This window comes from Aeromonas sp. FDAARGOS 1414, assembly GCF_019047065.1.
GTDB classification, from domain to species: Bacteria; Pseudomonadota; Gammaproteobacteria; order Enterobacterales; family Aeromonadaceae; genus Aeromonas; species Aeromonas veronii_A.
Genome location: NZ_CP077210.1, coordinates 3,685,556 through 3,709,791 on the forward strand (window position 1 = coordinate 3,685,556; position 24,236 = coordinate 3,709,791).

General features: G+C 55.3%; 24 protein-coding genes. 11 read left to right on the forward strand and 13 right to left on the reverse strand.

All coding sequences use genetic code 11. From position 1 onward, the window contains the following. Positions 1 to 124: 124 nt before the first annotated feature. From I6L44_RS16680 to I6L44_RS16690, 3 genes are read left to right on the forward strand one after another with little or no spacing between them, the layout of a single operon-like run. Complete coding sequence (locus I6L44_RS16680) at positions 125 to 1,999, forward strand: HAD-IB family phosphatase (RefSeq protein ID WP_216952504.1); 1,875 nt, start codon at positions 125 to 127, stop codon at positions 1,997 to 1,999. A gap of 40 nt (positions 2,000 to 2,039) precedes the next feature. Further along, positions 2,040 to 3,314: a hypothetical protein gene (locus I6L44_RS16685; RefSeq protein WP_216952505.1), complete on the forward strand. Its 1,275-nt coding sequence runs from the start codon at positions 2,040 to 2,042 to the stop codon at positions 3,312 to 3,314. A 16-nt stretch (positions 3,315 to 3,330) separates the two neighbouring features. After that, positions 3,331 to 4,311, forward strand: a complete 981-nt coding sequence (locus I6L44_RS16690; RefSeq protein WP_216952506.1) for a hypothetical protein — start codon at positions 3,331 to 3,333, stop codon at positions 4,309 to 4,311. On the opposite strand, the gene I6L44_RS20535 is transcribed toward I6L44_RS16690, so the two are convergent. The 9 genes from I6L44_RS20535 to I6L44_RS16735 all read right to left on the reverse strand — a co-directional run bounded on the left by I6L44_RS20535 (position 4,264) and on the right by I6L44_RS16735 (position 10,884). Then, entirely contained in the window at positions 4,264 to 4,455 is a 192-nt protein-coding gene (locus I6L44_RS20535; protein WP_254204232.1) for a hypothetical protein, read from the reverse strand. The genes I6L44_RS16690 and I6L44_RS20535 overlap by 48 nt on opposite strands. A 162-nt stretch (positions 4,456 to 4,617) precedes the next feature. After that, entirely contained in the window at positions 4,618 to 5,979 is a 1,362-nt protein-coding gene (mnmE, locus tag I6L44_RS16700; protein ID WP_106844446.1) for a tRNA uridine-5-carboxymethylaminomethyl(34) synthesis GTPase MnmE, read from the reverse strand. 99 nt (positions 5,980 to 6,078) lie between these two features. Beyond that, complete coding sequence (gene yidC / locus I6L44_RS16705) at positions 6,079 to 7,725, reverse strand: membrane protein insertase YidC (RefSeq protein ID WP_216952507.1); 1,647 nt, start codon at positions 7,723 to 7,725, stop codon at positions 6,079 to 6,081. 5 nt (positions 7,726 to 7,730) lie between these two features. Continuing rightward, positions 7,731 to 7,979, reverse strand: a complete 249-nt coding sequence (gene yidD / locus I6L44_RS16710; protein WP_075116235.1) for a membrane protein insertion efficiency factor YidD — start codon at positions 7,977 to 7,979, stop codon at positions 7,731 to 7,733. After that, positions 7,946 to 8,305, reverse strand: coding sequence for a ribonuclease P protein component (gene rnpA / locus I6L44_RS16715; protein WP_005342318.1), 360 nt, complete (start codon positions 8,303 to 8,305; stop codon positions 7,946 to 7,948). Before rnpA ends, yidD begins: the two co-directional genes overlap by 34 nt. After that, complete coding sequence (gene rpmH, locus I6L44_RS16720; protein ID WP_005307156.1) at positions 8,305 to 8,439, reverse strand: 50S ribosomal protein L34; 135 nt, start codon at positions 8,437 to 8,439, stop codon at positions 8,305 to 8,307. The genes rnpA and rpmH overlap by 1 nt, the downstream gene beginning before the upstream one ends. 270 nt (positions 8,440 to 8,709) lie before the next feature. Then, on the reverse strand, positions 8,710 to 9,444 hold the full coding sequence (locus tag I6L44_RS16725) for an amino acid ABC transporter ATP-binding protein (protein WP_216952508.1): 735 nt from the start codon (positions 9,442 to 9,444) through the stop codon (positions 8,710 to 8,712). 12 nt (positions 9,445 to 9,456) lie between these two features. Next, positions 9,457 to 10,125 (reverse strand): amino acid ABC transporter permease, encoded by a 669-nt coding sequence (locus tag I6L44_RS16730; protein WP_019445518.1) that lies wholly within the window; start codon positions 10,123 to 10,125, stop codon positions 9,457 to 9,459. After that, positions 10,126 to 10,884, reverse strand: coding sequence for an amino acid ABC transporter substrate-binding protein (locus I6L44_RS16735; RefSeq protein WP_216952511.1), 759 nt, complete (start codon positions 10,882 to 10,884; stop codon positions 10,126 to 10,128). A 311-nt stretch (positions 10,885 to 11,195) separates the two neighbouring features. Between I6L44_RS16735 and dnaA the strand changes: the two genes are divergently transcribed. The 4 genes from dnaA to gyrB all read left to right on the forward strand — a co-directional run bounded on the left by dnaA (position 11,196) and on the right by gyrB (position 17,267). Next, on the forward strand, positions 11,196 to 12,566 hold the full coding sequence (dnaA, locus tag I6L44_RS16740; protein ID WP_005339307.1) for a chromosomal replication initiator protein DnaA: 1,371 nt from the start codon (positions 11,196 to 11,198) through the stop codon (positions 12,564 to 12,566). Between the two features lie 83 nt (positions 12,567 to 12,649). Next, on the forward strand, positions 12,650 to 13,753 hold the full coding sequence (dnaN, locus tag I6L44_RS16745) for a DNA polymerase III subunit beta (RefSeq protein ID WP_005339306.1): 1,104 nt from the start codon (positions 12,650 to 12,652) through the stop codon (positions 13,751 to 13,753). A 2-nt stretch (positions 13,754 to 13,755) separates the two neighbouring features. Next, the gene (recF, locus tag I6L44_RS16750) at positions 13,756 to 14,859 is read left to right on the forward strand and encodes a DNA replication/repair protein RecF (RefSeq protein WP_005339305.1); all 1,104 of its coding nucleotides are present in this window, start codon (positions 13,756 to 13,758) and stop codon (positions 14,857 to 14,859) included. Further along, a complete protein-coding gene (gene gyrB, locus I6L44_RS16755; protein WP_005357188.1) occupies positions 14,856 to 17,267 on the forward strand; it encodes a DNA topoisomerase (ATP-hydrolyzing) subunit B in 2,412 nt (803 codons plus the stop codon). Before recF ends, gyrB begins: the two co-directional genes overlap by 4 nt. A 93-nt stretch (positions 17,268 to 17,360) precedes the next feature. On the opposite strand, the gene I6L44_RS16760 is transcribed toward gyrB, so the two are convergent. Continuing rightward, positions 17,361 to 18,320, reverse strand: coding sequence for a helix-turn-helix domain-containing protein (locus I6L44_RS16760; protein ID WP_216952513.1), 960 nt, complete (start codon positions 18,318 to 18,320; stop codon positions 17,361 to 17,363). A gap of 91 nt (positions 18,321 to 18,411) precedes the next feature. Continuing rightward, positions 18,412 to 19,182, reverse strand: a complete 771-nt coding sequence (locus I6L44_RS16765; protein WP_216952514.1) for an MBL fold metallo-hydrolase — start codon at positions 19,180 to 19,182, stop codon at positions 18,412 to 18,414. A gap of 281 nt (positions 19,183 to 19,463) precedes the next feature. Between I6L44_RS16765 and I6L44_RS16770 the strand changes: the two genes are divergently transcribed. Next, positions 19,464 to 19,877: an Hsp20 family protein gene (locus I6L44_RS16770; RefSeq protein WP_005339298.1), complete on the forward strand. Its 414-nt coding sequence runs from the start codon at positions 19,464 to 19,466 to the stop codon at positions 19,875 to 19,877. A 92-nt stretch (positions 19,878 to 19,969) separates the two neighbouring features. Further along, a complete protein-coding gene (locus tag I6L44_RS16775; protein WP_005339297.1) occupies positions 19,970 to 20,410 on the forward strand; it encodes an Hsp20 family protein in 441 nt (146 codons plus the stop codon). 72 nt (positions 20,411 to 20,482) lie between these two features. On the opposite strand, the gene I6L44_RS16780 is transcribed toward I6L44_RS16775, so the two are convergent. Further along, entirely contained in the window at positions 20,483 to 21,733 is a 1,251-nt protein-coding gene (locus I6L44_RS16780; RefSeq protein WP_216952516.1) for a valine--pyruvate transaminase, read from the reverse strand. A 293-nt stretch (positions 21,734 to 22,026) separates the two neighbouring features. Between I6L44_RS16780 and I6L44_RS16785 the strand changes: the two genes are divergently transcribed. Further along, entirely contained in the window at positions 22,027 to 22,260 is a 234-nt protein-coding gene (locus tag I6L44_RS16785; protein ID WP_216952518.1) for a hypothetical protein, read from the forward strand. On the opposite strand, the gene I6L44_RS16790 is transcribed toward I6L44_RS16785, so the two are convergent. After that, positions 22,190 to 23,014, reverse strand: coding sequence for a helix-turn-helix transcriptional regulator (locus tag I6L44_RS16790; protein WP_216952520.1), 825 nt, complete (start codon positions 23,012 to 23,014; stop codon positions 22,190 to 22,192). The genes I6L44_RS16785 and I6L44_RS16790 overlap by 71 nt on opposite strands. A gap of 92 nt (positions 23,015 to 23,106) precedes the next feature. Here I6L44_RS16790 and I6L44_RS16795 point away from each other — a divergent pair, with 92 nt between their 5' ends. Then, positions 23,107 to 24,234 carry a multidrug effflux MFS transporter gene (locus I6L44_RS16795; RefSeq protein WP_216952522.1) on the forward strand — a complete coding sequence of 376 codons (1,128 nt, stop codon included), beginning with the start codon at positions 23,107 to 23,109 and terminating at the stop codon, positions 24,232 to 24,234. Positions 24,235 to 24,236 lie beyond the last annotated feature (2 nt).

A 24,236-nucleotide genomic window follows, 5' to 3' on the forward strand; every position in this document is an offset into this window, starting at 1 on the left:
TCTACCATCGTGGGCTAAGTCCATCTGATCTGGGTATGATCCTGCGCCAGATTGTCTCGACTTCACTTGCTTATTATCTTATAAATACAAACGTTTAGATATTGCCAACCTAGCGAGGCAAAGGATGAAATTTATTTTCGATCTCGACGGAACTCTTAGCTGCTGTGAAACATTGCCTATCATAGCTAAAAGTTTCAATGTCACTACGCAAATAGAAGAGTTAACTGCCCAGACTATTAATGGTCAGATCCCATTCATGGAAAGTTTCATCAAGCGGGTTGACATACTTGGTCACCTAGATGTGGCTCAAGTTGCTCGCATCGTAGCGGATATTCCCCTTAACCAGTCTCTGCTCGATTTTATCAATAGTAACCGTGATGACTGTATTATTGCCACTGGAAATTATAATGGCTGGATCGCAGAATTAGCCAAAAAAATAGAGTGCGTAATTCGTTCATCAGAAGGGGAAGTTGATGCCAATGGCAAGGTTCGATTAACCAAAATACTAAAGAAAGAAGATATTGTTAAAGAGTATCAAGCGCAAGGTGAGCAAGTCGTTTTCATCGGTGATGGAAATAATGATGCTGAGGCCATGAGGATCGCTGATGTTTCTATTGCTTGCGGCTTGATTCACCAACCGGCAAATACGGTCATGCAAGTTGCAGATTATGCAGTATATGATTCTGTTGCTATGCTCAGGTTACTGCAACAGATAAAATCACCTCAAAATGGAAGGTCAGTGGTAATTAGTGCTGCGGGGGTTGGTTCGCGCCTTGGGCTGGGACAAACAAAGTCGCTTATTAAGCTACAAGGGGTGCCACTTATTCATCTACAGCTAGAACAATTCCGGCATGTAAGTGATCTTAGAATAGTTGTTGGTTTTCAGGCTAGCAGTCTTATTGATGAAGTATGCTCGATCAGAAAAGATATTATTTTTGTTTTCAATCACGATTATTTTCACTCTAAAACTGGCGCTAGTCTCTATCTTGGTGGTAAACATGCTAATGAAATTATTATTGCTTGGGATGGGGATCTATTAGTTCACCCAGATGATATTGCTCAGTGCATTGAAGCAGAGCAAGAATTTATTGGGGTGAGTCAAAAAGTGAGCGAAGACGCAGTTTTTGTGAAGCTTAATGAACAAGAACAAGTTGTTTCATTTTCCAGAGATGATGGTGATTACGAGTGGTCTGGACCTGCTGCCATCCGCAGGGAAAATATAAGATTTACCTCGGGCCATCTTTACAATCTTTTAGAACCATTATTGCCAATGTCTGCGAAGATAATACGAGCGCAAGATATTGACACTTATGAAGACTATAAGAAAGCTGTTGATTTTGTGGACTCGTGGAGTAGTGGTAATCATAAAATAAATAGTTATTATGAAAAACTAGCCAGCAAAATAAAATCACCAATAGAGACTAGAAATAAAGCCCCCGATTTTTCTATTTTTGATATTGAGTTAGTCAAACGTTTCTCAGATAAAAGTAAAACCCTGCTTGATCTTGGTGCTGGTACTGGGCTGCTTGTTAATCACCTTACAGAAGATTTCTCTAAAATAGTCGCTGTAGAAAAATATTCTAACTTTAGCGATTTTATAAAAAGAACGGACAACCTGAAAGTTATTAATGAAGATCTCAATATATTTGATGTGGCAGAGAAATTTGATCTTGTTACCATTTTTGGTGTGATGAATTTCTTCAATAGAACAGAGGCGGAACGGATTTATCAGAAGGCTCGCTCATGGATACGACCTGCTGGTACTTTGATAGTCAAGCATCAGATGGGGTGTACTGAAGATGTCATTGTTGATGGTTACTCCAAAGAGCTAGGAACAGATTACTACTCTGAATATAGATGGCTACAGCATGAGATAGATCTTATACGTCAAGCCGGTTTCAGCATTAAGGAAGTTGTTGATATTTATCCAAAAGAGTATAACCGATGGGATAACACCCATTTCTATGCCCTTGTCTGTATACCTGAAGAGAGCAGTTAGGCAAAACTGTACTGAATAATAATTATTGGATGACGATACCATGAGTCGATTTACGCGTTTTCTCCAATCATTCCTGAGGCGTTCAGGAAAGTGCGATGCTGATCTCATTTTTTCAGAACAGCTGGTTAATCTGAGTCAGGGGATTGAGCAAGGTAACCAGCAACTGTCAGAGGGGCAGCTAACTCTGCGTGATGATATCTCCAGACTTCAGGCTATAACAGAACTTCTGCGCGAGAAAGTCAGTTCATTACCGGTGATGTCATCAGCCAATGTCCACGATGTGATAGTTACAGCGGCTGAGCTTGAAGATGTTTTTGTTGGTATTTCTAAAAATATCAAGAGTTGGCAGCAGTGCAATATAGTTTTTGCATGTCCAGTGCTACATGATGGTGTCTCGTTACTGTTGCAAGATCAGGAAGTTATTTATGTTCGCAATGTTGACGATTTTGTATTGCATTTGAAAGATCGTCATGTAACAAGTATTGGTATCGCATCACCTTGGCTGATGCAGGATTTTATTGGTGAGCGACATATCCTAAATCTACTTCTGAGGGCTTGTCAAAGTCATATTTTATATATCGATAATTGCCATTTTGTGGTACATAGCAAGAACACTAGAAAACGTCTTCATAAGGTTGGTTTCTATGAGATAGCACAGCTTTCGGAAAATCAAAAATGTGATTTTGTCTCTATTGGATGTTTGCCTGATGGTTCTTATTCTTTATTTGGTTCTGCACCGGCGATTTATACTGAGTCGCCCAGCTGTGTAACACTTAGGGCGGCTAGACTTCCAATTTGCAATACCGAAAATTTGTATTGGGAGAATTTGATGATAACACCATTTGATTCGACCAAGATTGGTTTTATGGCGCCAGCTGATGGTTTTTCTCTGGCCATTGCTCAGGCAAAAACTGCTGTAGATGATGTGATTAGTATAAAGGCTAAATTTTCGTGGTTGGGGGCTGGGAGTGGACATGCTTCTCTGGTCGCTTGCTATTCAGGCCCGCAAGATAGTCATATGTATGCCTGTATGCTTCAGGCATCCACGGCAGATATGCCTGTTATCACATTATGGGTTAATGATGGTAGTTGGAGGATAATAAGTGAGCCTAAATTTATACCATGTGAAGAGGTGAATGTTACCGCTGGGCAGTACTCTACTATTATTGCACTCTCTGTCATGTCTACCAAGGTAATGGTTGAGGTTGGCAGCACTCTCATTATTGATGTCATTGACACCAAGTTGACGCGTACACCGCGAGTGGGGATAAGAGCAAGCGATAATCAGTTTGCTGTTTCTCAAATTACCACATAATAAAAGGCCAGACCTCATGAAAATTGTTACCTCAGGCGTAGATTCTGAGTATGTGTTGGCTGATTTATGCAAATACCTTAGGGCGGTTGGTTATGATGTCACAGAGTTGGATTTTGGCCAACTCACAGCGCAGGATGAAGATTTACTTGCCCCCTTTATTGGTGAGGATGTTGTCTACATTACATCAGCACATACTAATTTAACTAGAGATGTTGCAAAGTTTTTGGCGCCAAAATTTAATGAACACTACCCAAATTATTTATCGCCATTAGAAATAATTCAAAAATTAAAACCTAAGAAATCCATATATATTCCACATGATCTTCTTACTCCTTTTGGAGATAAAAATCTCAATGAACTAAGGTTTTTGGATCTTTTTGACTACATACTTACGCCTTTTTCATCCTCTGCACTCCAGGCGACCTTGGGTCGTCATACGAAAGTCATAGAAAGTGGATGGATAAAGCATACAAAAAGTGCTCGTCCTAGCCAGCCAGCCCAAAAAAATAAACCGAGGATTGTACTGTTCATCAGTATGTTTGAACACTTGCGTCTGAGATTTGGTGATTCAGGAATAGTCGATTACTTTGCTCCGCTTATAACGGAAAATGTCAGAGTCAAGTTACCTGCTTGGCGGGACGTGGCGCAGGTAGAGAAATTATTCAATAATCGTTTTCCCGATTGCATCATTCCCGCTGAGGAGTGCTCGATCCGAGCGATTCAGGAGGCTGATGTTGTGTTGTGCAACGGTGCTTCCTCCATACACGCCGAGTCCATTCTAATGGGGCGGCCCACAGTCTGCCTGTTGGATGATGAGGGCTTGCCCTCCGATGAGCAGCGCAGCAAGCTGGGACATCTCCAGGCCATTCTGTTTCATGACTATCGGCAACGAGCACCATTGGCAGATGAGTTTGTCGAGCAGGCGATGAAATATCACAGCAACTTCCCGTCAGCCCACTTTGATTATGGTGTAGTGGAAAACATCATCAGCAAGTGATGCTGTGGTCATTGTGATGGCGCAGTGGCGTTTGTGCTTGCGGATGCCCGTGGTTGGTTCAAGGTAGGAGCCGGCGTAATAGGTTAAGCGCAGAGCGCGCTTGCCTTCGGCGTCAGGTTCGCGGAATTCGATGTTGATCTTCATAATTGTCCCCCGAAAGTACCCCGAGAGGTTACTTCGGGGTACTCTCGGGGTAAATTCTCACGAAACAAGATCAGGCAAGAATAGTCAGTAAAAAACAAAGTTCAATATTTACAATGTCTTATATTCTCGCTGGCTGCTTTTTATTGCTGATTTTTCACCACATTACTTGCCGATGCAGAAGCTGGAGAAGATGCGGCCCAGCAGATCGTCGGAGCTGAATTCGCCGGTGATCTCGGAGAGGGACTCCTGCGCCAGGCGCAACTCTTCGGCCACCAGCTCGCCGGCCACGAACACTTCCAGCTGCTCCTTGGCCACCAGCAGGCGCTCGGCGGCGCGCTCCAGTGCATCCAGATGGCGGCGGCGGGCCATAAAGCCCCCCTCGGTGTTGCCCTGGAAGCCCATGCAGGCTTTCAGGTGTTCGCGCAGGGCGGGCAGCCCCAGTTCGGTTTTGGCGGAGATGCGGTAGACGGCGTGGCCCTGCTCCTGGCTCGGTGCCAGATCCTCGCCGGTCAGGTCTGCCTTGTTGCGAATGACGGTGAGGCCGATGTTTTTTGGCAACCGATCAACAAATTCCGGCCAGATCTCCCGCGGGTCAACCGCATCTGTGGTGGTGCCATCCACCATAAACAGCACCCGATCGGCCTGTTCAATCTCGGCCCAGGCGCGTTCGATACCGATCTGCTCCACCTTGTCCTGAGTGTCGCGCAGACCGGCGGTGTCGATGATGTGCAGCGGCATGCCATCGAGATGGATGTGTTCGCGCAGCACATCGCGGGTGGTGCCAGCGATCTCGGTGACGATGGCCGACTCACGGCCCGCCAGAGCGTTGAGCAGGCTCGATTTGCCGGCGTTGGGACGACCGGCGATCACCACCTTCATCCCTTCCCGCAGCAGAGCGCCCTGTTTGGCTTCCCCGCGGACATCGTCCAGCTCGGACATGATGCTATAGAGGTCGCCCGCCACCTTGCCATCGGAGAGGAAGTCGATCTCCTCGTCCGGGAAGTCGATGGCCGCTTCCACATAGATGCGCAGCCGGATCAGGCTCTCCACCAGTTGCTGGATTTTGCTGGAGAACTGCCCCTGCAGGGAGTGCATGGCGCTGCGGGCGGCCTGTTCGCTGGAGGCTTCAATAAGGTCAGCGATGGCTTCGGCCTGGGCCAGATCCAGCTTGTCGTTGATGAAGGCGCGCTCGCTGAACTCGCCGGGGCGGGCAGGGCGGATGCCATCGATTTTCAGAATGCGGCGGATCAGCATGTCCATGATGACGGGGCCGCCGTGGCCCTGCAGCTCCAGCACATCCTCGCCGGTGAAGCTGTTGGGGGCTTTGAACAGCAGGGCGATGCCCTGATCCAGTACCTGGCCTTGCTCATCCTTGAACGGCAGATATTCGGCGTAGCGCACCCGCGGGAGCTTGCCGAGCACTATCCCGGCGACCTGTTCGGCGGCGGGGCCGGAGACCCGGACTATGCCGACGCCACCACGGCCTGGCGCGGTGGCCTGGGCCACGATCGTATCTGTTGTCATCTTGCTTGGCTCGTTTGTTCGCTGATAGGAAAACGTAGTGGGAGACATTGTAATAAAAAAGGCGGCCCGAAGGCCGCCTCTTTTGTCATCACGGGAAGATTAGCTGCGTGAATGCAGTCCTTTCTTCTCCAGCTGACGATAGATGATGGTCTGCTGGATGATGGAGATGACGTTGCTCACCAGCCAGTAGAGAGTCAGGCCAGCCGGGAACCAGAGGAACATGAAAGTGAAGATGATCGGCATGAACTGCATCACTTTCTGCTGCATCGGGTCGGTTACGGTGGTCGGGCTCATCTTCTGCAGATACCACATGGAGGCACCCATGAGGATTGGCAGCACGAAGAAGGGGTCCTTCACTGACAGGTCAGTGATCCACAGGGCAAACGGCGCGTGACGCAGTTCAACAGACTCCATCAGTGCCCAGTAGAGGGCGATGAAGATCGGCATCTGAACCAGGATCGGCAGGCAGCCACCCAGCGGGTTGACCTTCTCCTTCTTGTACAGCTCCATCATGCCCTGAGACATCTTCTGGCGGTCATCGCCGAAGCGCTCGCGCAGGGCCGCAATCTTGGGTTGCAGCATGCGCATCTTGGCCATGGAGGTGTACTGGGCCTTGGTCAGCGGGAACATGATGCCGCGCACCAGCAGGGTCAGCATGATGATGGCCAGACCCCAGTTCTGGACGAAACCGTGGAACACGGTCAGCAGCCAGTGCAGCGGTTGGGCGATGAACCACAGCCAGCCGTAGTCGACGGTCAGGTCGAGGTGGTTAGCCACCTTGGCCATCTGGTCTTGCAGCTTGGGGCCAACCCACAGTTTGCTGGTCACTTCGGCCTGTTGACCGGCAGCCACGTCAACCATCGGCGCCTTGTAACCGATGATGGCCTGGCCTTTACCCGGGATCACGCGGCTGTAGAAGCTGTTGGTATCGTCGGCATTCGGAGCCCAGGCAGAGACGAAGTAGTGTTGCAGCATGGCGACCCAACCACCCTTGGTGGTCTTGTTCAGGTCGGCATCCTTCATCTCGTCGAAGGTGTACTTCTTGTAGCGGGTATCTTCAGTGGAGAAGGCACCACCACGGTAAGCGCTGGCTACCATGGCATGACCTTCCTGATCCTTCGGCGTTGCTACGGTCTGCTTCAGCTGACCATAGAACTGCACCTGAACCGGCTCGGCAGATTTGTTGTCGATCTTGTAATCAACGCCAACGGCATAGTCGCCACGCTTGAGGATGAACTCCTTGGTGAAGACCACGCCCTTGCTGTCGGTCCAGGTCATCGGAACGACGACTTGATCCTGACCATCGGCCAGCTGATAGCTGGTCTGGGCGGCTTCATAGGTAGGACGACCTTCGGCCTGACTGTCCGGACCGTTGCGACCCACCAGACCGCTCTGGGCGATATAGAGGTGCTCAGGCTGGCTGGTCAGCAGCACGAACGGTTGGTCCTTGCCCTCTTCCAGTTTGTGAGACAGCAGTTCGGCAGACACGATGTCGCCACCCTGGGTGTCCAGGGTCAGCTTGAGCACGTCAGAGGAGACGGTGATCAGCTTGCGTGCGGCAGTCGCGTTGGCTTGCTCGGAAACCTGAGGAATATCACCGGTCTGACCGGCTTCAGGTACGAAATGTTCGGTTTGGGCCACGGTAGTCGGGGCCGGCTTCGGAGCCTTGTCGGACTCCCACTGTTGCCAGAGCAGAAAGCTCACGAACAGCAAACCGATCAGGAGTAGATTGCGTTGTGATTCCATAGTTTTCAGTTTCTTCGCTTTGGTTGCGGAACCGGGTCATAACCACCCTCGGATAAGGGATGGCATTTTAATAGACGTTTGCTGGCTAACCAAACGCCTTTTATGAAACCGTGAAGTCGGATGGCTTCTATCGCAAATTGGGAACAAGTTGGAGTAAAACGGCAGCGCGGCCCGAGCAGAGGGCTAATGATTAGCTGATACAGGCGTATCAGTTTGATAGCTACCCATTGCAACGGCGTGACAGGGTGCGCCATAGCTTTTCCAGTAACTTGAACAGTTCCTCGTTATCCATCTCTTTCACACCGGCCTTGGCGATCACCACGATGTCGATAGCGGGCAGCTGATGTTGTTTGAGGCGGAAACTTTCCCGAACCACCCGTTTGACACGGTTACGCCAGACGGCACGCTTGAGTGCTTTTTTGGGCACAGCGAGACCAAGACGAGGGTGTTCGAGCGAATTGGGAGAAGCGAGAAGGGTAATCTGCGGAGAGGCGGCCCGGACAGGCTCGGCGAAAACGCGTTTGAAGTGTTCGGGAGTTAACAGACGTAACTCCCGAGAGAAGGTGTGCTGGGTAGGCATTAGACTACCAGGCGGGCACGACCCTTGGCACGACGAGCGGCCAGAACTTTACGACCGTTGGCAGTTGCCATGCGGGCGCGGAAACCGTGAGAGCGCTTGCGCTTCAGGTTGGACGGTTGAAAAGTACGTTTCATGATTCGATTCCGTATTTCTGTACAGTTTTGATTGTCACACTTAGCCGACGCGCCAGCTATAGCGTGTGACGACTAGCAAAAGAGGCCGAATTCTAAACAGAGTTCGGCTTTTAGTCAATCCGCCGTTCCCTCTCATCCTGCCATGGTCTTGAAAAGGCCACTGCCGAGCGTGAGGATCCAGAGGATCAAGGGCTCCGGATTATACTGGCAACCCGGGGTTAAACAAGGGATCCCTCAATAAAAAAGGCGGCCAGGCCGCCAAAGAGAGAGCTATTTAAGGACTTTCCGCAAGAACTCCCGGGTACGGGGATCCTTGGGATCGACCAATATCTGATCCGGCGGGCCCTGCTCGACGATCCGCCCCCCTTCCATGAAGATCACCCGATCGGCAACATCACGAGCAAATTCAATCTCGTGGGTTACCACCACCATGGTCTGGTGCTGGCGGGCCAACTCCTTCATCAGTCCCAAAACCTCGTCGACCCACTCGGGATCGAGGGCCGAGGTGGGCTCGTCAAACAGGATCACCTTGGAGTGGGCCGCCATGGCGCGGCCAATGCCGACCCGCTGCTGCTGGCCGCCGGAGAGGGAGGCCGGATAGGCATCCTGCTTGTCGGCGAGGCCAATGTCCTTGAGGATGCCGAGCGCTGTGGCGCGGGCCTCCGCTTTTGGCTGCTTCCAGACGGTGATCAGCCCTTCGGCGATGTTGTCGAGCGCCGTCTTGTTGGCAAACAGGGCGTAGTTCTGGAACACGAAGGAGGCGCGCTTGCGCAGCTCGATCGCCTGCTGCTCGCTGGCATTTGCCAGATTGAGCTGCAGATCGTCAATGGCAAGCGAACCCGCATCCGGGGTCTCCAGCAGGTTCAGGCAGCGCAACAGGGTCGACTTGCCGGTGCCGGAGGGGCCGATGATGACGACAATTTCCCCCTTTTTGACCTCCAGATCGATGCCGTTGAGCACCTGATTTCCGTGATATGCCTTGGAGAGGCCGGTTAGCTTGATCATGAACGCCCTCCTTTAATAGGCACGGTTGAGACGGACTTCCAGCAGATGCTGCAAGCGGGTAAAGAAGATCACCACCACCCAGTAGATCAGCGCCACCGCCATAAAGCTCTCGAAGAACTTGAAGGAGGAGGAGGCTTCCATCTGCGCTTTGCCCATGATCTCGGCCACTCCCAGGGTGAACGCCAGCGAGGTGCTTTTGATCATGTCGATGAAGTAGTTCATCAGCGACGGAGTGGCGATACGGGCCGCCTGCGGCAGGATGATCCGCTGCATCGCCTGATAACGGCTCATGCCGATACTGAGCGCCGCTTCCATCTGGCTTTTGTGAATGCCGAGGATGGCTGCGCGGATCGACTCGGCCATGTAGGCGGCGAAGTGCAGGGTCAGACCGACGATGGCGGCAGTAAAGGCATCCATCCCCACGAAGATCGGGAACAGTTGCGGCAGTCCGTAGTAGAGCAGGAACAGCTGAACGAGTAGCGGTGTACCTCGAAAGAACGAGATATAGAGCATCGCCAGCCAGTGAATCGCGGGGACGCGAAACACCCGTACTATCGCCAGGGCTAGCGAGAGTACGAGTGCCAGCACGAATCCCCACAGGGCCATTTCCATCGTGGTGCCCAGGTATTTGAGCAGGATGGGAAACAGCCCCAGCGTGTATTCGAGGTCAAATTCCATCATTTATTTGTCGGTGATGTCGGAAGCGAACCATTTCTCGGAGATCTGACGCAGGGAGCCATCCTTGCGCATGGCAGTCAGGGCCTCGTCGACCTTCTTCAGCAGCGCCTGTTTCTCCGGGGTCTTCAGGAAGGGCAGGGCGTTCTCGATAGTCTCGAACGGTGCGCCAGCCTGTTGCAGCGGCAGCTTGGACTCTTTGATCAGCTGGGCGGTGGAGACGCGGTCCATCACGAAGGCATCGATGCGACCCAGGGCGACATCCTGCTCGAAGGCGGAGTCATAGGTGCGGATGTCGATCTTCTTGTTCGGGTCGTTCTTGCGCAGCAGCTCTTCGAAGTTGGAACCCAGGTTCACGGCCACCTTCTTGCCTTCCAGATCCTTGATGCCGTGGATGGTGCTGTTGCCCTTGCGTACCACAATCTGGGCGCCGTCATAGACGTAAGGCTGGGAGAAGTCGTACTTCGCCTTGCGCTCGTCGGTGATGGTGATCTGGTTGGAGATGGTGTCGATGCGGCCGGTTTCCAGCATGCCGAACAGGCCGGAGAAGCTGGCGGTCACGAATTCGACCTTGTAGCCGGTGCGCTCGCCGATCTGGTTCCACATATCCACTTCAAAGCCTTGCAGCTTGTCCTGCTTGACGAAGGTGAACGGGAAATATTTGCCAGACATGCCGACCTTGATGGTCTCCTGGGCGATGGACTGACCGGACAGGGTGGCGAGCAGGATGGCTGCGCCGGAAATCAGTTTGATGGATGTTTTCATGGTGTTTCTCTCTCTCAATGTCTTGTATTTGTAGTTGTAATAACTGGTTTGGCCCTGATGTTATTGGAATAAAATTTAAAAAATAAATGACATTTGGTTATATGAAATAACAGGAGAGAAGCACGGGATCGACCAATCCGGACGGTGGATCAAGCTGTGGGTAACTTTGGGGATGAAATCCGATCCAAAGGCGCTGGATCCTTGAAAGTCAAGGATCTTATTTGCTGGATCCACCGGGCGATGGCTGGAGATCCGGCGGCTAAAAACGTAGAATAGCCGGTCTTTAGTTAATCAATCGACAGGAGTTTAGAGTGACTGCTTCGCTATGGCAGCAGTGCCTTAACCGGCTGCAAGATGAGTTGCCCTCGGCAGAATTCAGCATGTGGATCCGGCCGCTTCAAGCGGAGTTGAGTGACAATACTCTGACCCTGTATGCACCGAATCGCTTTGTTCTGGACTGGGTACGAGACAAGTATCTCATCCGGGTTAACGGCATCATCAACGAACTCTGCGGGGTCGACGGCCCCGCCCTGCGTTTTGATATAGGCAATCGTCCCCATCCTGTTGCTGTCGCCAGAGCGCCGGTACAGGGTGCCGCGCCTGTGAATAACTTGCAGAAGAGCTGGGAAAGCAAGGCTGAAGCCAAGCCCGAGCCGAACCACAAGAGCAACACCAACGTGAACTATACCTTCGAGAATTTCGTCGAGGGTAAGTCCAACCAGTTGGCGCGTGCGGCTGCCCGTCAGGTAGCGGACAATCCGGGTGGTGCTTACAACCCGCTGTTCCTCTATGGTGGCACCGGCCTGGGTAAAACCCACCTGTTGCACGCCGTTGGCAATGCCATCAAGGAGAGTAAAAAAGATGCCAAAGTCATCTATATGCACTCCGAGCGGTTTGTTCAGGACATGGTGAAAGCGCTGCAAAACAACGCCATTGAAGAGTTCAAGCGTTACTACCGCAGCGTCGATGCCCTGCTCATCGATGACATCCAGTTTTTCGCCAACAAGGAGCGCTCCCAGGAGGAGTTCTTCCATACCTTCAATGCCTTGCTGGAAGGTAACCAGCAGATCATCCTGACCTCGGATCGCTATCCGAAGGAGATCAACGGTGTCGAGGATCGCCTCAAATCCCGCTTCGGCTGGGGCCTGACCGTGGCGATCGAGCCGCCGGAGCTGGAGACCCGCGTAGCGATCCTGATGCGCAAGGCAGACGAGAACCAGATCCATCTGCCGGACGAAGTGGCCTTCTTCATCGCCAAACGTCTGCGATCCAACGTCCGTGAACTGGAAGGCGCCCTCAACCGGGTGATCGCCAACGCCAACTTCACCGGCCGTGCCATCAACATCGATTTCGTGCGCGAAGCGCTGCGAGACCTGTTGGCACTGCAGGAGAAGCTGGTCACCATCGACAATATCCAGAAGACGGTGGCGGAGTACTACAAGATCAAGCTGGCGGATCTGCTCTCCAAGCGTCGTTCCCGCTCTGTTGCCCGTCCGCGCCAACTGGCGATGGCACTGGCCAAGGAGCTGACCAACCACAGTTTGCCGGAGATAGGTGATGCCTTTGGTGGCCGTGACCACACTACCGTTCTTCATGCCTGCCGCAAGATCGAGCAGCTGAAGGAGGAGAGTCACGACATCAAGGAGGACTATTCCAACCTGATCCGTACCCTTTCTTCCTGATAACGGAATCGAGTGGACAGATGCAGCGCGAATATTCCAACCTGATCCGAATCTTTTCCTCCTAATCACAACGGAGAGCACAGATGCAGCTCGAAATTAGCCGTGAGGCCCTGTTACGTCCTCTGCAACTGGTGTCCGGCGCCCTCGGCGGCCGACCGACCCTGCCGATCCTCGGCAACGTGCTGCTTGATGTCAGCAACGGTCTGCTGTCACTGACCGGTACCGATCTCGAAGTAGAGATGATCGGTCAGGTCTATCTGAATGGGGCCAGTGAAGATGGCCGCACCACAGTACCGGCGCGCAAGCTGCTGGATATCTGCCGTGGTCTGCCGGAAGGCGCCGAGATCCGTCTCAATACCGAAGGCGAGCGCCTGATCATCCGGTCCGGTCGTTCCCGCTTCAACCTCTCGACCCTGCCGGCGACCGAGTATCCGAACATCGAGGATTGGGAATCTGTGCTCGAGTTCGATATCAGCCAGCTGGAGCTGAAGAAGCTGATCGATGCGACCCAGTTCTCCATGGCCAGCCAGGATGTTCGTTACTACCTGAACGGTATGCTGTTCGAGAGCGAAGGTCACGGTCTGCGCACCGTGGCGACCGACGGTCACCGTCTGGCCACCTGCCGCCGCGAGGTGGTAGGGGAATCGCTGCCCGATCATCAAGTTATCCTGCCGCGCAAAGGGGTATTGGAGCTGGTGCGTCTGCTGGAGGCGGAAGACAAGCCGGTGCGGCTGCAGATCGGTCGCAGCAACCTGCGTGCTGCGCTGGACGGTTTCATCTTCACCTCCAAGCTGGTGGATGGCCGCTTCCCGGACTGGCGCCGCGTCATTCCGCGCAACAGCGACAAGGCCCTGATCGCCGGTCGTGAGGATCTGCGTCAGGCGTTTGCCCGTGCCGCTATCCTCTCCAACGAGAAATTCCGTGGGGTGCGTCTCAATCTGCAGGAAAACCTGCTGCGCATCACCGCCAACAACCCGGAACAGGAAGAAGCCGAAGAGCTGCTTGACGTACAATATGCCGCTGGCGAGATGGAGATCGGCTTTAACGTCTCTTATGTGCTGGACGTGCTGAATACGTTAAAATGTGACCAAATTCGGATTAGCCTGAGCGATTCCATCAGCAGTGCCATTATTGAGGATTTTGAACATCAGGATGCTCAGTACGTGGTGATGCCGATGCGGATCTAGTCGTGTCCCTGGTCAAACTCCAGCTCAGCGACTTTCGCAATATCCAGCAAGCCAGTCTCAAGCTGTCGCCCGGCCTCAACATTCTGGTCGGGTGCAATGGCAGCGGCAAGACCAGCGTGCTGGAAGCCATTCACTACCTTGGTCTGGGGCGCTCCTTTCGCACTCATTTGACCGGGCGGGTTATCCGCCAGGGGGAGAGGGCATTTACCCTGTTTGCCCAGTGCGAGCTGGAGGGGCGTCAGGTACCGATCGGTCTTGCCAAAGACAAGAGTGGCGAGACCCAGCTCAAGATTGCCGGGGCGCAGGCCCAGCGGCTGGCTGATTTGGCGGAGCTGTTGCCGGTGCAGTTGATCCATCCCGATGGCTTCAACCTGCTGACGGGCGGGCCTCAGGCTCGCCGTGCCTGGCTCGATTGGGGCGTTTTCCATCAGGAGCCGACCTTCTTTGCCCTCTGGGGACGAGTGCGGCGGCTGCTGAAACAGCGCAATGCGCTGTTGCGCCAGAGCACCCAGTACCGCCAGCTGGCGTTCTGGGATCAGGAATTGGTGCGGCTGGGTGGTGAGCTGGCCGAGTTTCGCGCCAGTTATTGTCAGGCCATTACGCCCCTGATCAAGGAGATGACGGCGGATTTTCTGCCGGAATTCGATATCAGTCTCGGCTTTTACCGGGGCTGGGAGAAAGATACTCCCCTCGGCGATCTGCTGGAGGCGGGGTTTGAGCGGGATCGGGCGCTGGGCTATACCGGTGTCGGTCCACAGAAAGCCGATGTGCGCCTCAAGGCGAACGGGGTACCCGCTCAGGATATTTTGTCCCGGGGTCAGCTGAAGTTGCTGGTCTGCGCCATGCGACTGGCCCAAGGGCTCTATTTGAATCAACATAGCAGCCGTGGCTGTATTTTTTTAATTGACGATTTTGCCTCTGAACTGGATGTCGACAAGCGCCGCTTGCTGGCCGCAAGGCTGAAGCAGTGTGCGTCCCAGGTGTTTATCACCGCCATCGACACCGGTCAGCTCGCAGACATGATGGATGCGAATGACTGTAAGTTGTTCCACGTGGAACAGGGTAAAATCTCCGAAACGTTAGAGAAGGCAGAGAGTAAGCTATGAGTGAAAATACTTACGACTCCTCGAATATCAAGGTGCTGAAGGGCCTGGATGCGGTCCGCAAGCGCCCGGGGATGTATATCGGCGATACGGATGATGGCTCGGGTCTGCACCACATGGTGTTCGAGGTCGTCGATAACTCCATTGACGAGGCGCTTGCTGGCTACTGCTCCGATATTCTGGTCAAGATCCATTCCGACGGTTCTGTCTCTGTGCGTGACAATGGTCGGGGTATCCCGGTAGACATGCACGAGGAGGAGGGCCGCTCCGCCGCAGAGGTCATCATGACCGTGCTGCACGCTGGCGGTAAGTTTGATGACAACTCCTACAAGGTATCCGGCGGCCTGCACGGCGTAGGTGTCTCGGTAGTTAACGCCCTCTCTGACAAGCTGTTGCTGACCATTCGTCGTAACGGCCACGTCTACGAGCAGACCTATCATCTGGGTGAGCCGCAGGCGCCGCTCAAGCAGATTGGCGACAGCACCGGCACCGGTACCGAAGTTCGCTTCTGGCCGAGCCCTGCCATTTTCAGCGATACCCTGTTCCACTACGAGATCCTGGCCAAGCGCCTGCGCGAGCTCTCCTTCCTCAACTCCGGTGTCTCCATCCGTCTGCAAGACGAGCGTGATGGCCGCGAGGCGCATTTCTGCTACGAGGGTGGCATCAAGGCATTCGTTGAATACCTGAACCAGAACAAGACCCCGATCCACCCGAAGGTGTTCCATTTCACCACCGAGCAGGATGGTATCGGCGTTGAAGTGGCGATGCAGTGGAACGACGCCTATCAGGAAGGGGTCTACTGCTTCACCAACAACATCCCGCAGCGGGATGGTGGTACTCACCTCGTTGGCTTCCGTACCGCGCTGACCCGTACTCTGAACTCCTATATGGACAAAGAGGACTACAGCAAGAAGGCCAAGTCTGCCGCCAGTGGCGACGACGTGCGTGAAGGTCTGATTGCCGTTATCTCCGTCAAGGTGCCGGATCCCAAGTTCTCCTCCCAGACCAAAGACAAGCTGGTCTCTTCCGAAGTGAAGACCGCCGTTGAACAGGCGATGGGTGAGAAGCTGGCGGACTTCCTGCTGGAAAACCCGGGCGATGCCAAGATCGTGGTCAACAAGATCATCGATGCGGCCCGTGCCCGTGAAGCGGCCCGCAAAGCCCGCGAACTGACTCGCCGCAAAGGTGCGCTGGATATCGCCGGTCTGCCCGGCAAGCTGGCTGACTGTCAGGAAAAAGACCCGGCTCTTTCCGAACTCTACATAGTGGAAGGGGACTCTGCTGGCGGTTCCGCCAAGCAGGGTCGCAACCGTAAGAACCAGGCCATCCTGCCGCTCAAGGGCAAAATCCTGAACGTAGAGAAGGCCCGTTTCGACAAGATGATCTCCTCGCAAGAGGTGGGCACCCTGATCACCGCACTGGGTTGCGGTATCGGTCGCGACGAGTACAACCCGGACAAGCTGCGTTATCACAACATCATCATCATGACCGATGCGGACGTCGATGGTGCGCACATCCGAACCCTGCTGCTGACCTTCTTCTATCGTCAGATGCCGGAAATCATCGAACGTGGCTACGTCTACATCGCCCAGCCGCCGCTCTACAAAGTGAAGAAGGGCAAGCAGGAGCAGTATCTGAAAGACGAAGACGCGCTGCTGCAGTACCAGACCGCCATGGCGCTGGATGGTGCCACTCTGCACGTTAACGAGTCTGCCCCGGCTATCGGTGGCGAGGCACTGGAGCGCCTGGTCAACCAGCACCGCTCGGTGACTCACCTGATCACCCGCATGTCTCGTCGTGCGCCGGAAGCCGTGCTGACCCAGCTGATCTATCAGCCGGAGTTGAACGAAGCGCTGCTGAACAGCGAGAGCGATCTGCTGGCCTGGTGTCAGGGTATGGAAGCCGTGCTCAACGAGAGCAACCACGGTATCCAGTACCAGATCCAGGTTCGTCGTGACGAAGAGCGCAGCCTGTACGTGCCGCACGCCGTTGTGCGTCAGCACGGTGTCGACCGCGAATATCCGCTCAGCTACGACTTCCTGCAGTCCGGTGAGTACCGTCAGCTGGTCTCGCTGGGCAAGGAGATCGCCAACCTGATCGAGGAAGGTGGTTTCATCAAGCGTGGCGAGAAGGTCAAACCGGTTGCCAACTTCGTGGAAGCCGTCGAGTGGCTGATGGGCGAAGGCAAGCGCGGCATCTACATCCAGCGCTATAAAGGGCTAGGTGAGATGAACCCGGACCAGCTGTGGGAAACCACCATGGATCCGGAAGCCCGCCGCATGCTGCGCGTCACCATCGACGACGCCGTAGGCGCTGACCAGCTCTTCTCCACCCTGATGGGTGATGCCGTTGAGCCCCGTCGTGACTTTATCGAGACCAACGCCCTGCGCGTAGCCAACCTCGACGTCTAATCGACGCTGTCAGCTCGATATAAAAAAGCCGCTCCCTGTGAGCGGCTTTTTGTTTTTCTGGCCACGTTCCACGTGAAACATCGAGTCTGTGTATCAGTGATTTTGGCCACGAAAAGATCGTCGCCACTCGCTGGGGGAGATGGTAAAGCGGGCGCGGAAGTGATTGCGCAGGGAGGTGGCACTCTTGAAGCCAACCAGCTCGGCGATGCGGTCGATGGAATGGCTGCTCACCTCCAGCAGCTCCTGACTGCGTCTGAGCCGTTCCGCCAGCAGCCATTCACCTACCGAGAGGCCGGTAGCCTGATGAAAACGGCGGGTAAAGGTGCGCCGACTCATCAGGGTATGGGCTGCCAGAGAATCCAGGGTGTGAGGCTCGGCCAGATGGGCACGCAGGTGATCGAGCAACTGGTTCATCCTGACATCGCGAGTGGAGGCGGGCACCGGCTGTTCGATAAACTGGGCTTGGCCCCCTTCCCGGTGAGGCGGGATCACCAGACGCCGCGCCACCTTGTTGGCGATGGCCGAGCCGTGGTACTGGCGTACCAGATAGAGGCAGCAGTCCAGCCCGGCGGCAGTGCCTGCCGAGGTGACCAGCCCATCGTCATCCACATAGAGGGCGTTGGTATCGAGCTGCACGCAGGGAAAGCGGTGGCAGAAATCCTGCTCATACTCCCAGTGGGTCGATGCCTTGCGACCATTGAGCAGCCCGGCGTAGGCGAGCACATAGGTGCCGAGGCAGAGTCCGACCAGCCGTGCGCCTCTGGCTCTGGCGGCAATCAGGGCATCGAGCAGCGCTATCGGTGGCCGTGCTGCCGGGTCGTGCCAAAAGGGGATGACGATGATCTCAGCCTCGGCCAGCACCTCCAGCCCATGGGGAGCCTGAATGGTGAAGCCTTGCGCCGAGTGTGCATGATGGTTGCCATCACCGCAGCAGATCTTGAGCTCGAACAGCGGCTGGCCCGGCAGGATGTCGCCGAAGATGAGACAGGGGACGGCGCAGTGAAAAGGGCTGAAGTGATCGAAGGTCACCACGGCAACGATCGGGGTGGGCATTATGTTGGCTCCTCTCTGTGCGCAGACCACTCATCATAAGCGTCTGACAGTGAAAGCCGAAGGGCCATGTCTGGCATGGCCCCCCTGCGGGTCACAGTGATATCGCCTCGCCATCTTGCGGCACCCGTACCCGATCCGTCATGCCCCGGTCCATCAGATAGTCGCGCAGCTCCTGGCGTGACAGCACGGCGTGGTTGACCGCCTCCATATGGCTGGCGATCAGCGTGGCTTGCGGTGCGGCCTGATAAACGGCGGCGACATCCTCCTTGCCCATGATGATGGAACCGAGTCCGGGCACCTGTGCATCGCCGCAGTTGAGGATGATGACCTCAGGCTGATGCTGTTGCAGGGCTTGTTCGACCGAGGGATGCCAGATGGTATCACCGGCCAGATAGAGGCTCTGTTCATCGGGATGGGAGAAGACCACGCCGCATACCTCTCCCATGCGCTCACCCAGTACCGCCATCAACGGGTCGCTGCCGTGCTGGCCACCGGTCTGTTGCAGGCGAATGCCGGCAAACTCGGGCTGGTCGCTCAGCAGCCGCACATCCTCAAAGCCACTGGCACGAATGGCATCAGCATCTTTCTGATGTTGTACCAAGAGCGGCAGATGTTTGGGGATCAGAGCTCTGGCGGCATCATCCCAGTGGTCGGGATGGTCGTGGGTGACGATCACTGCGTCCACATCGACCAGCTCATCGATCGGTAGCGGCAGCTCGACCAGCGGATTGCGCAGCTGGCTGTTGGCGGTGCCCTCAAAGCCGGGGAAGGCCCCCTTGGCCGAGAGCATGGGGTCGATCAGAAAGCGGGTGCCGGCATAGTCGAGCAGCAAGGTGGCGTTGCGAACCTGGGTAATCTTCATGGGATGGCTCCATGTTGGCTGGTGGATATGCAACCAATTATGGGGTGCGGAGCGCATTGCCATCAGTGGCCCACGGGTCGATTATCATCACTATCGGGCCAACAGGTTGATGTTCTACAGGTCGGCACGGCCATTTTAAAAATTTGAAAAAAATCCCCTTGAAAGGAAAAAGTGAGCCCCTATATAGGTAACAAGGCCGGAACGCTCGACAGAGGTTTCGACCAGGCGCCCGTCCATCAGGAGGGCAAACAATCCGTTATCGCTCACAAGAGGGTAATACTATGCGTTCTATCGACTTTTCTCCGCTCTATCGTTCTGCCATCGGTTTCGATCGTCTGGCCAATCTCATCGAATCTGCGGCCAGCAATGGCAATGCCGGTTATCCCCCTTACAACATCGAGCAGCTGGGTGACAACGATTACCGCATCAGCATGGCGGTGGCGGGCTTTACCCAGGAAGAGCTGGAGCTGAGCTTTCAGGAAAATCTGCTGACGGTGAAGGGCAACAAGCAGGCCGACACCGGGCGCAACTATCTCTATCAGGGGATCGCTGAACGTGGTTTCGAGCGCCGCTTCCAGCTGGCCGACTATGTGCGGGTGAAAGGGGCCGACCTGAAAAACGGCTTGCTGCACATCGAGCTGGTGCGTGAAGTGCCCGAGGCGATGAAGCCGCGCAAGATAGAGATCAACGGCTGATAGCTCGAATTCACTGAAATTTTAAAATTTCCCGGGTGCCGATAACGGGCCTGTGGAGAGTTGAACCTGTTGCTTATTAGAAGGATAGGATTATGCGTAACCTCGATTTTTCTCATCTCTATTCCAACGCCGTCGGCTTCGAGCGGATGGCCCGCGAGCTGGAAGGTCTGTTCGAGCAGAAGACCGCCGCTTACCCCCCGTACAACATTGAAAAGCGCGATCAGGATGGCTATCGCATCACGGTCGCCGTGGCTGGCTTCGAGCGCGAAGAGCTGGAGCTGGAGACCGAAAACGGTACCCTCAAGGTGAAGGGGCGCAAAGGGGCTGCGGCCGGTGAGCGTCAGTTCCTCCATCAGGGGATTGCCGAGCGTGACTTCGAGCTCGCCTTCAAGCTGAGCCAGCACGTGGAAGTGCAGGGTGCCAAGCTGGAGCATGGTCTGCTAACCATCGATCTGGCTCGCGAGTTGCCGGAGGCGCTCAAGCCCCGCGCCATCCCCATCGGTAAGCCCGAGCAACTGGCGTTGCCCGGTTAAGCAAACCGGATCGCGATAAACAATAAAGGCCTGCATCTGCAGGCCTTTCTGTTTTTGTATCGCCGGATTGGATTAACCAGCGTAGAGGGCGTTGATTTCATCGGCCAGAATAGCGATGCCGCGACGCACCAGCTTCTCGCTCTGGGAGTAGTTGAGGCGGATACACTCCTGGCTGTGGCGCCACTCGGGGTCATCAATGCCTGGGAAGAAGTAGTGACCCGGCACGATCAGCAGGTTTTTTGCCTTCAGTCGCTCGTACAGCTCCTGACAGTGGATCGGCAAGCCTTCAAACCAGAGCCAGAGGAAGAGGGCACCTTCCGGTTTGTGAATATGGAAGCGCGGGTCAGGGATCGCTTCGCGCAGCAGCTGCACCGCCAGCTCCGCCTTCTGCTGATAGAAGGGCTTCACCACCTGTTCGCTGAGGGCAATGATATCGCCGCTCTCGATCATCGGAATGGTGATGGCGGGGCCCAGACTGCCCGGCGCAAGATTGATGATGCCGCTCAGGTTGGTGATGGCCTGAATGATCTTCTCGTCGGCGATGACGATGCCGCAGCGGGTGCCCGGCAAGCCGAGCTTGGAGAGGCTCATGCAGAGGATGGTGTTGGTGTTCCAGAACGGCTTGGCTTCGCTGAAGATGATGCCCGGGAAGGGAACGCCGTAGGCGTTGTCGATCAGCAGCGGGATTCCCTTGTCGCGGGCGATCTGGTCGAGGTGTTCGATCTCTTCGTCGGTCAGCACGTTGCCGGTCGGGTTGGTCGGGCGGGAGACGCAGATCACCCCGATATCGTCACCTACCTGCAGGCTCTCGAAGTCCACATGGTATTTGAACTGGCCATCGGGCAGCTTCTCGATGGTGGGCTTGTAGGCCACGAAGTAGTCGTCCGCCAGCGCTGAGTCGGCATAGCCGATGTATTCGGGGGCGAGCGGGAACAGCACCTTCTTCTTGCGGCCATCGGCAAATTCACCGGCCAGCAGGTTAAACAGGTAGAAGAAGGCATTCTGGCTGCCGTTGGTCAGGGCGATATTGCGAGCCGAGATATCCCAGCCCAGCTCCTTGCTGAGCAGGGCGGCCAGCGCTTTGGTGAACCTGTCTTTGCCTTGCGGGCCATCGTAGTTGGCCATCGCTTTGACCAGCTCGCCGTTGTCGAGCAGGCTCTTGGCCTCGGCCTGAAAGCGTTCCAGCATGGCGGGGATGGGGGCCGGATTGCCGCCACCCAGCATGATGGCGTCCGGATTGGTCAGCCCCTGATTGAGGTCATCCATGAGTTGGGTAATACCGGCGTGGCGAGTGAACTTCTCGCCGAACAAGGAAAATTCCATTCAGTGACAGATCCAGATTTGAGTTACGGGGATGTAGCACCATAGCTCAGTTTAAAAGCGGGTGTCGATCAAAAAGATGGGACGTTCCACGTGGAACATGGTGCAAAAATCAAGCGTGGTTAAAAGCACCAACTGTTGGTTTAAAAATGACCGAGCGGGATGCATTTTGCGACTCAATTTGGTATCGAGATATAGTTAATTTAAACAAAATCATCATGTTATGAATTGCGTGAGGATTGGCACAACTATTGGAATAGCTATCTGGTCATCTCAACCATACCGGAGCAAACCAGATGAAAAGCCTGATCGCTACCCTGATTGTGAGTACCCTGAGCCTGAACGTGATGGCCAACGAAAACCCGCGGCCCGAGCTGGAGAGTGCCCAGCTGGAGCAGGATGTGCAGAGCGAGTTGCAACAGGCATCCCACGCCGTGGTGCAGGATGCGCTGCATAACCTCAAACCGCTGGCGCTGGATACCCTGGTGGTGGAGGCGAGTCAGGCTGTGGCGACTCACCCCGAGAGCTGAGATAGCGCAGGGGGGTCTGTCCCGTATGTTGTTTGAAGAAGCTGATAAAGGCACTGTCGCTGGAGAACTCCAGCGTAGCGGCAATCCGGCTGATAGGCTCGCTTTCTGCCAGTAGCTCCATGGCGCGCAACAGTCGCCACTGCTGACGCCACGCCTGATAGCTCATGCCGGTCTCCCGCATGAAGATGCGGCCAATGGTCTTGTCACTGGCACCCACCCGTTCGGCCAGCCGGTTGAGCCGATCGGGCAGGGCATCTCCCCGTTTCAACTGCTGTAGCCAGCCGCCCAGTCTGGGATCCGTCGGCAGCGGCAACTGCCACGACTCCCTCGGCGCCAGCCTCAATTCTTCCATAAACAGTGCCACCGTCCGCTGTTGCTGCTCTTGCGGTTTGTCCCACGGCCAGAGCGCCATCCGCTCGATCAGTTCGTGCAGCAGTGGATTGACCGCCAGCACCTCCACCGTGCCGGGCAACTCGGGATGCGGCTGGAAGTAGAGGGAGCGGTAGGCCACCACACCGCGCATCAGTACCCGGTGGGCAGTGCCCGCTGGCAGCCAGGCGGCGCGGGTGGGCGGCAGCAGGCAGACCCGACCTTCCAGCTCCATGGTCATGCAGCCGGATTGGGCGAACAGCAGCTGATGGCGTTGATGTTGATGCAGACCCGAGTCGTGCCAGCCGAGGGCGGAGGCGATGCCGATCACGCTGCCCGTCAGCTGGTCGGGGTCAAAAGGGTGATCGGGAAGAATAAAGGCCATATGTCCGATTTTTGATGTTTATAGTCCTGCTTATTGTAATCAGACAAATGGCATCTCTCTAGAATGGCGACCTCTTGTGAAGGAGGTTTGTCATGAACAACAAGTTGCCACCGCTCTGGCTGGTGGTGGGATTGATGATGTTTCCCCAAATTGTGGAGACCATCTACAGCCCGGTACTGACCCACATCGCCAGCCAGTTTCGGGTGAGCGAGGGGCAGGCATCCCAGACCCTGTCGGTCTATTTTCTGGCGTTTGCGGTGGGCGTGGTCTGCTGGGGTCGGCTCTGCGATCTGATCGGACGGCGCCCCGCCATGCTGGCCGGTCTGCTGACTTACGGTGCGGGCACCCTGCTGGCGCTGCTGGCCAACCAGTTTGAAACCCTGCTGCTGGCCCGGGTCATCTCGGCCTTTGGTGCAGCCGTGGGTTCCGTGGTGACCCAGACCATGCTGCGTGACAGCTATCAGGGCAGCGATCTGGCGCGGGTCTTCTCGGTGATGGGCATTGCGCTCTCCCTCAGCCCGGTGCTGGGGTTGCTCAGTGGCGGTCAGCTGGCGAGCGGGTTCGGTTATCTCGGAGTGTTCAGCGGTCTGTTGGTCCTGGCGGTAGGCTTGCTGCTGGTTACCTGTTGGCAACTGCCGGAAACCCGCCCGGTTACTACCCAGCGAGTCGCACTCTGGCCGCTGGCGTGCCGGATGATGAAGGATGGCGGGCTCTGGCGCAGTGCCATGCTGGTCGCCCTGTTCAACACCATGCTGTTTGGTTACTACAGTCTGGCGCCGTTCCTCTTTGCAGGATTGGAATTGAGCACCGGCGAGTTTGGCTATTCGGGGATCTTGCTGGCGCTGGCGACTCTGCTCGGCAGCCTGCTCAACAAGCATCTGCTGGGGAGGGGGTGGCTGCCGTCATCTCTGACCCGACTGGCTAGCGTGCTGGCGTTGATTGCCGGGCTGCTGGTATGGGCGAGTCAGTCCAGCCTCTGGTTCCTGTTGCCCATGATGGGTGTGGTGGTGGCCTTCGGGCTGGCTATCCCCAATGTGCTGAGTCAGGCGCTGCTGGCTTATCGCGAAGTAGCGGGCAGTGCTGGCGCTCTGTTCGGGCTTGGCTACTACCTGCTGCTCAGTCTGGGGTTGGCGGTGGCGGCCGGATTGCAGGATCTCGGCCTGTTGCTGAGTGGCTGCGGTCTATTGGCGCTGATTTGCAGTGGGCGTCGTTCCACGTGAAA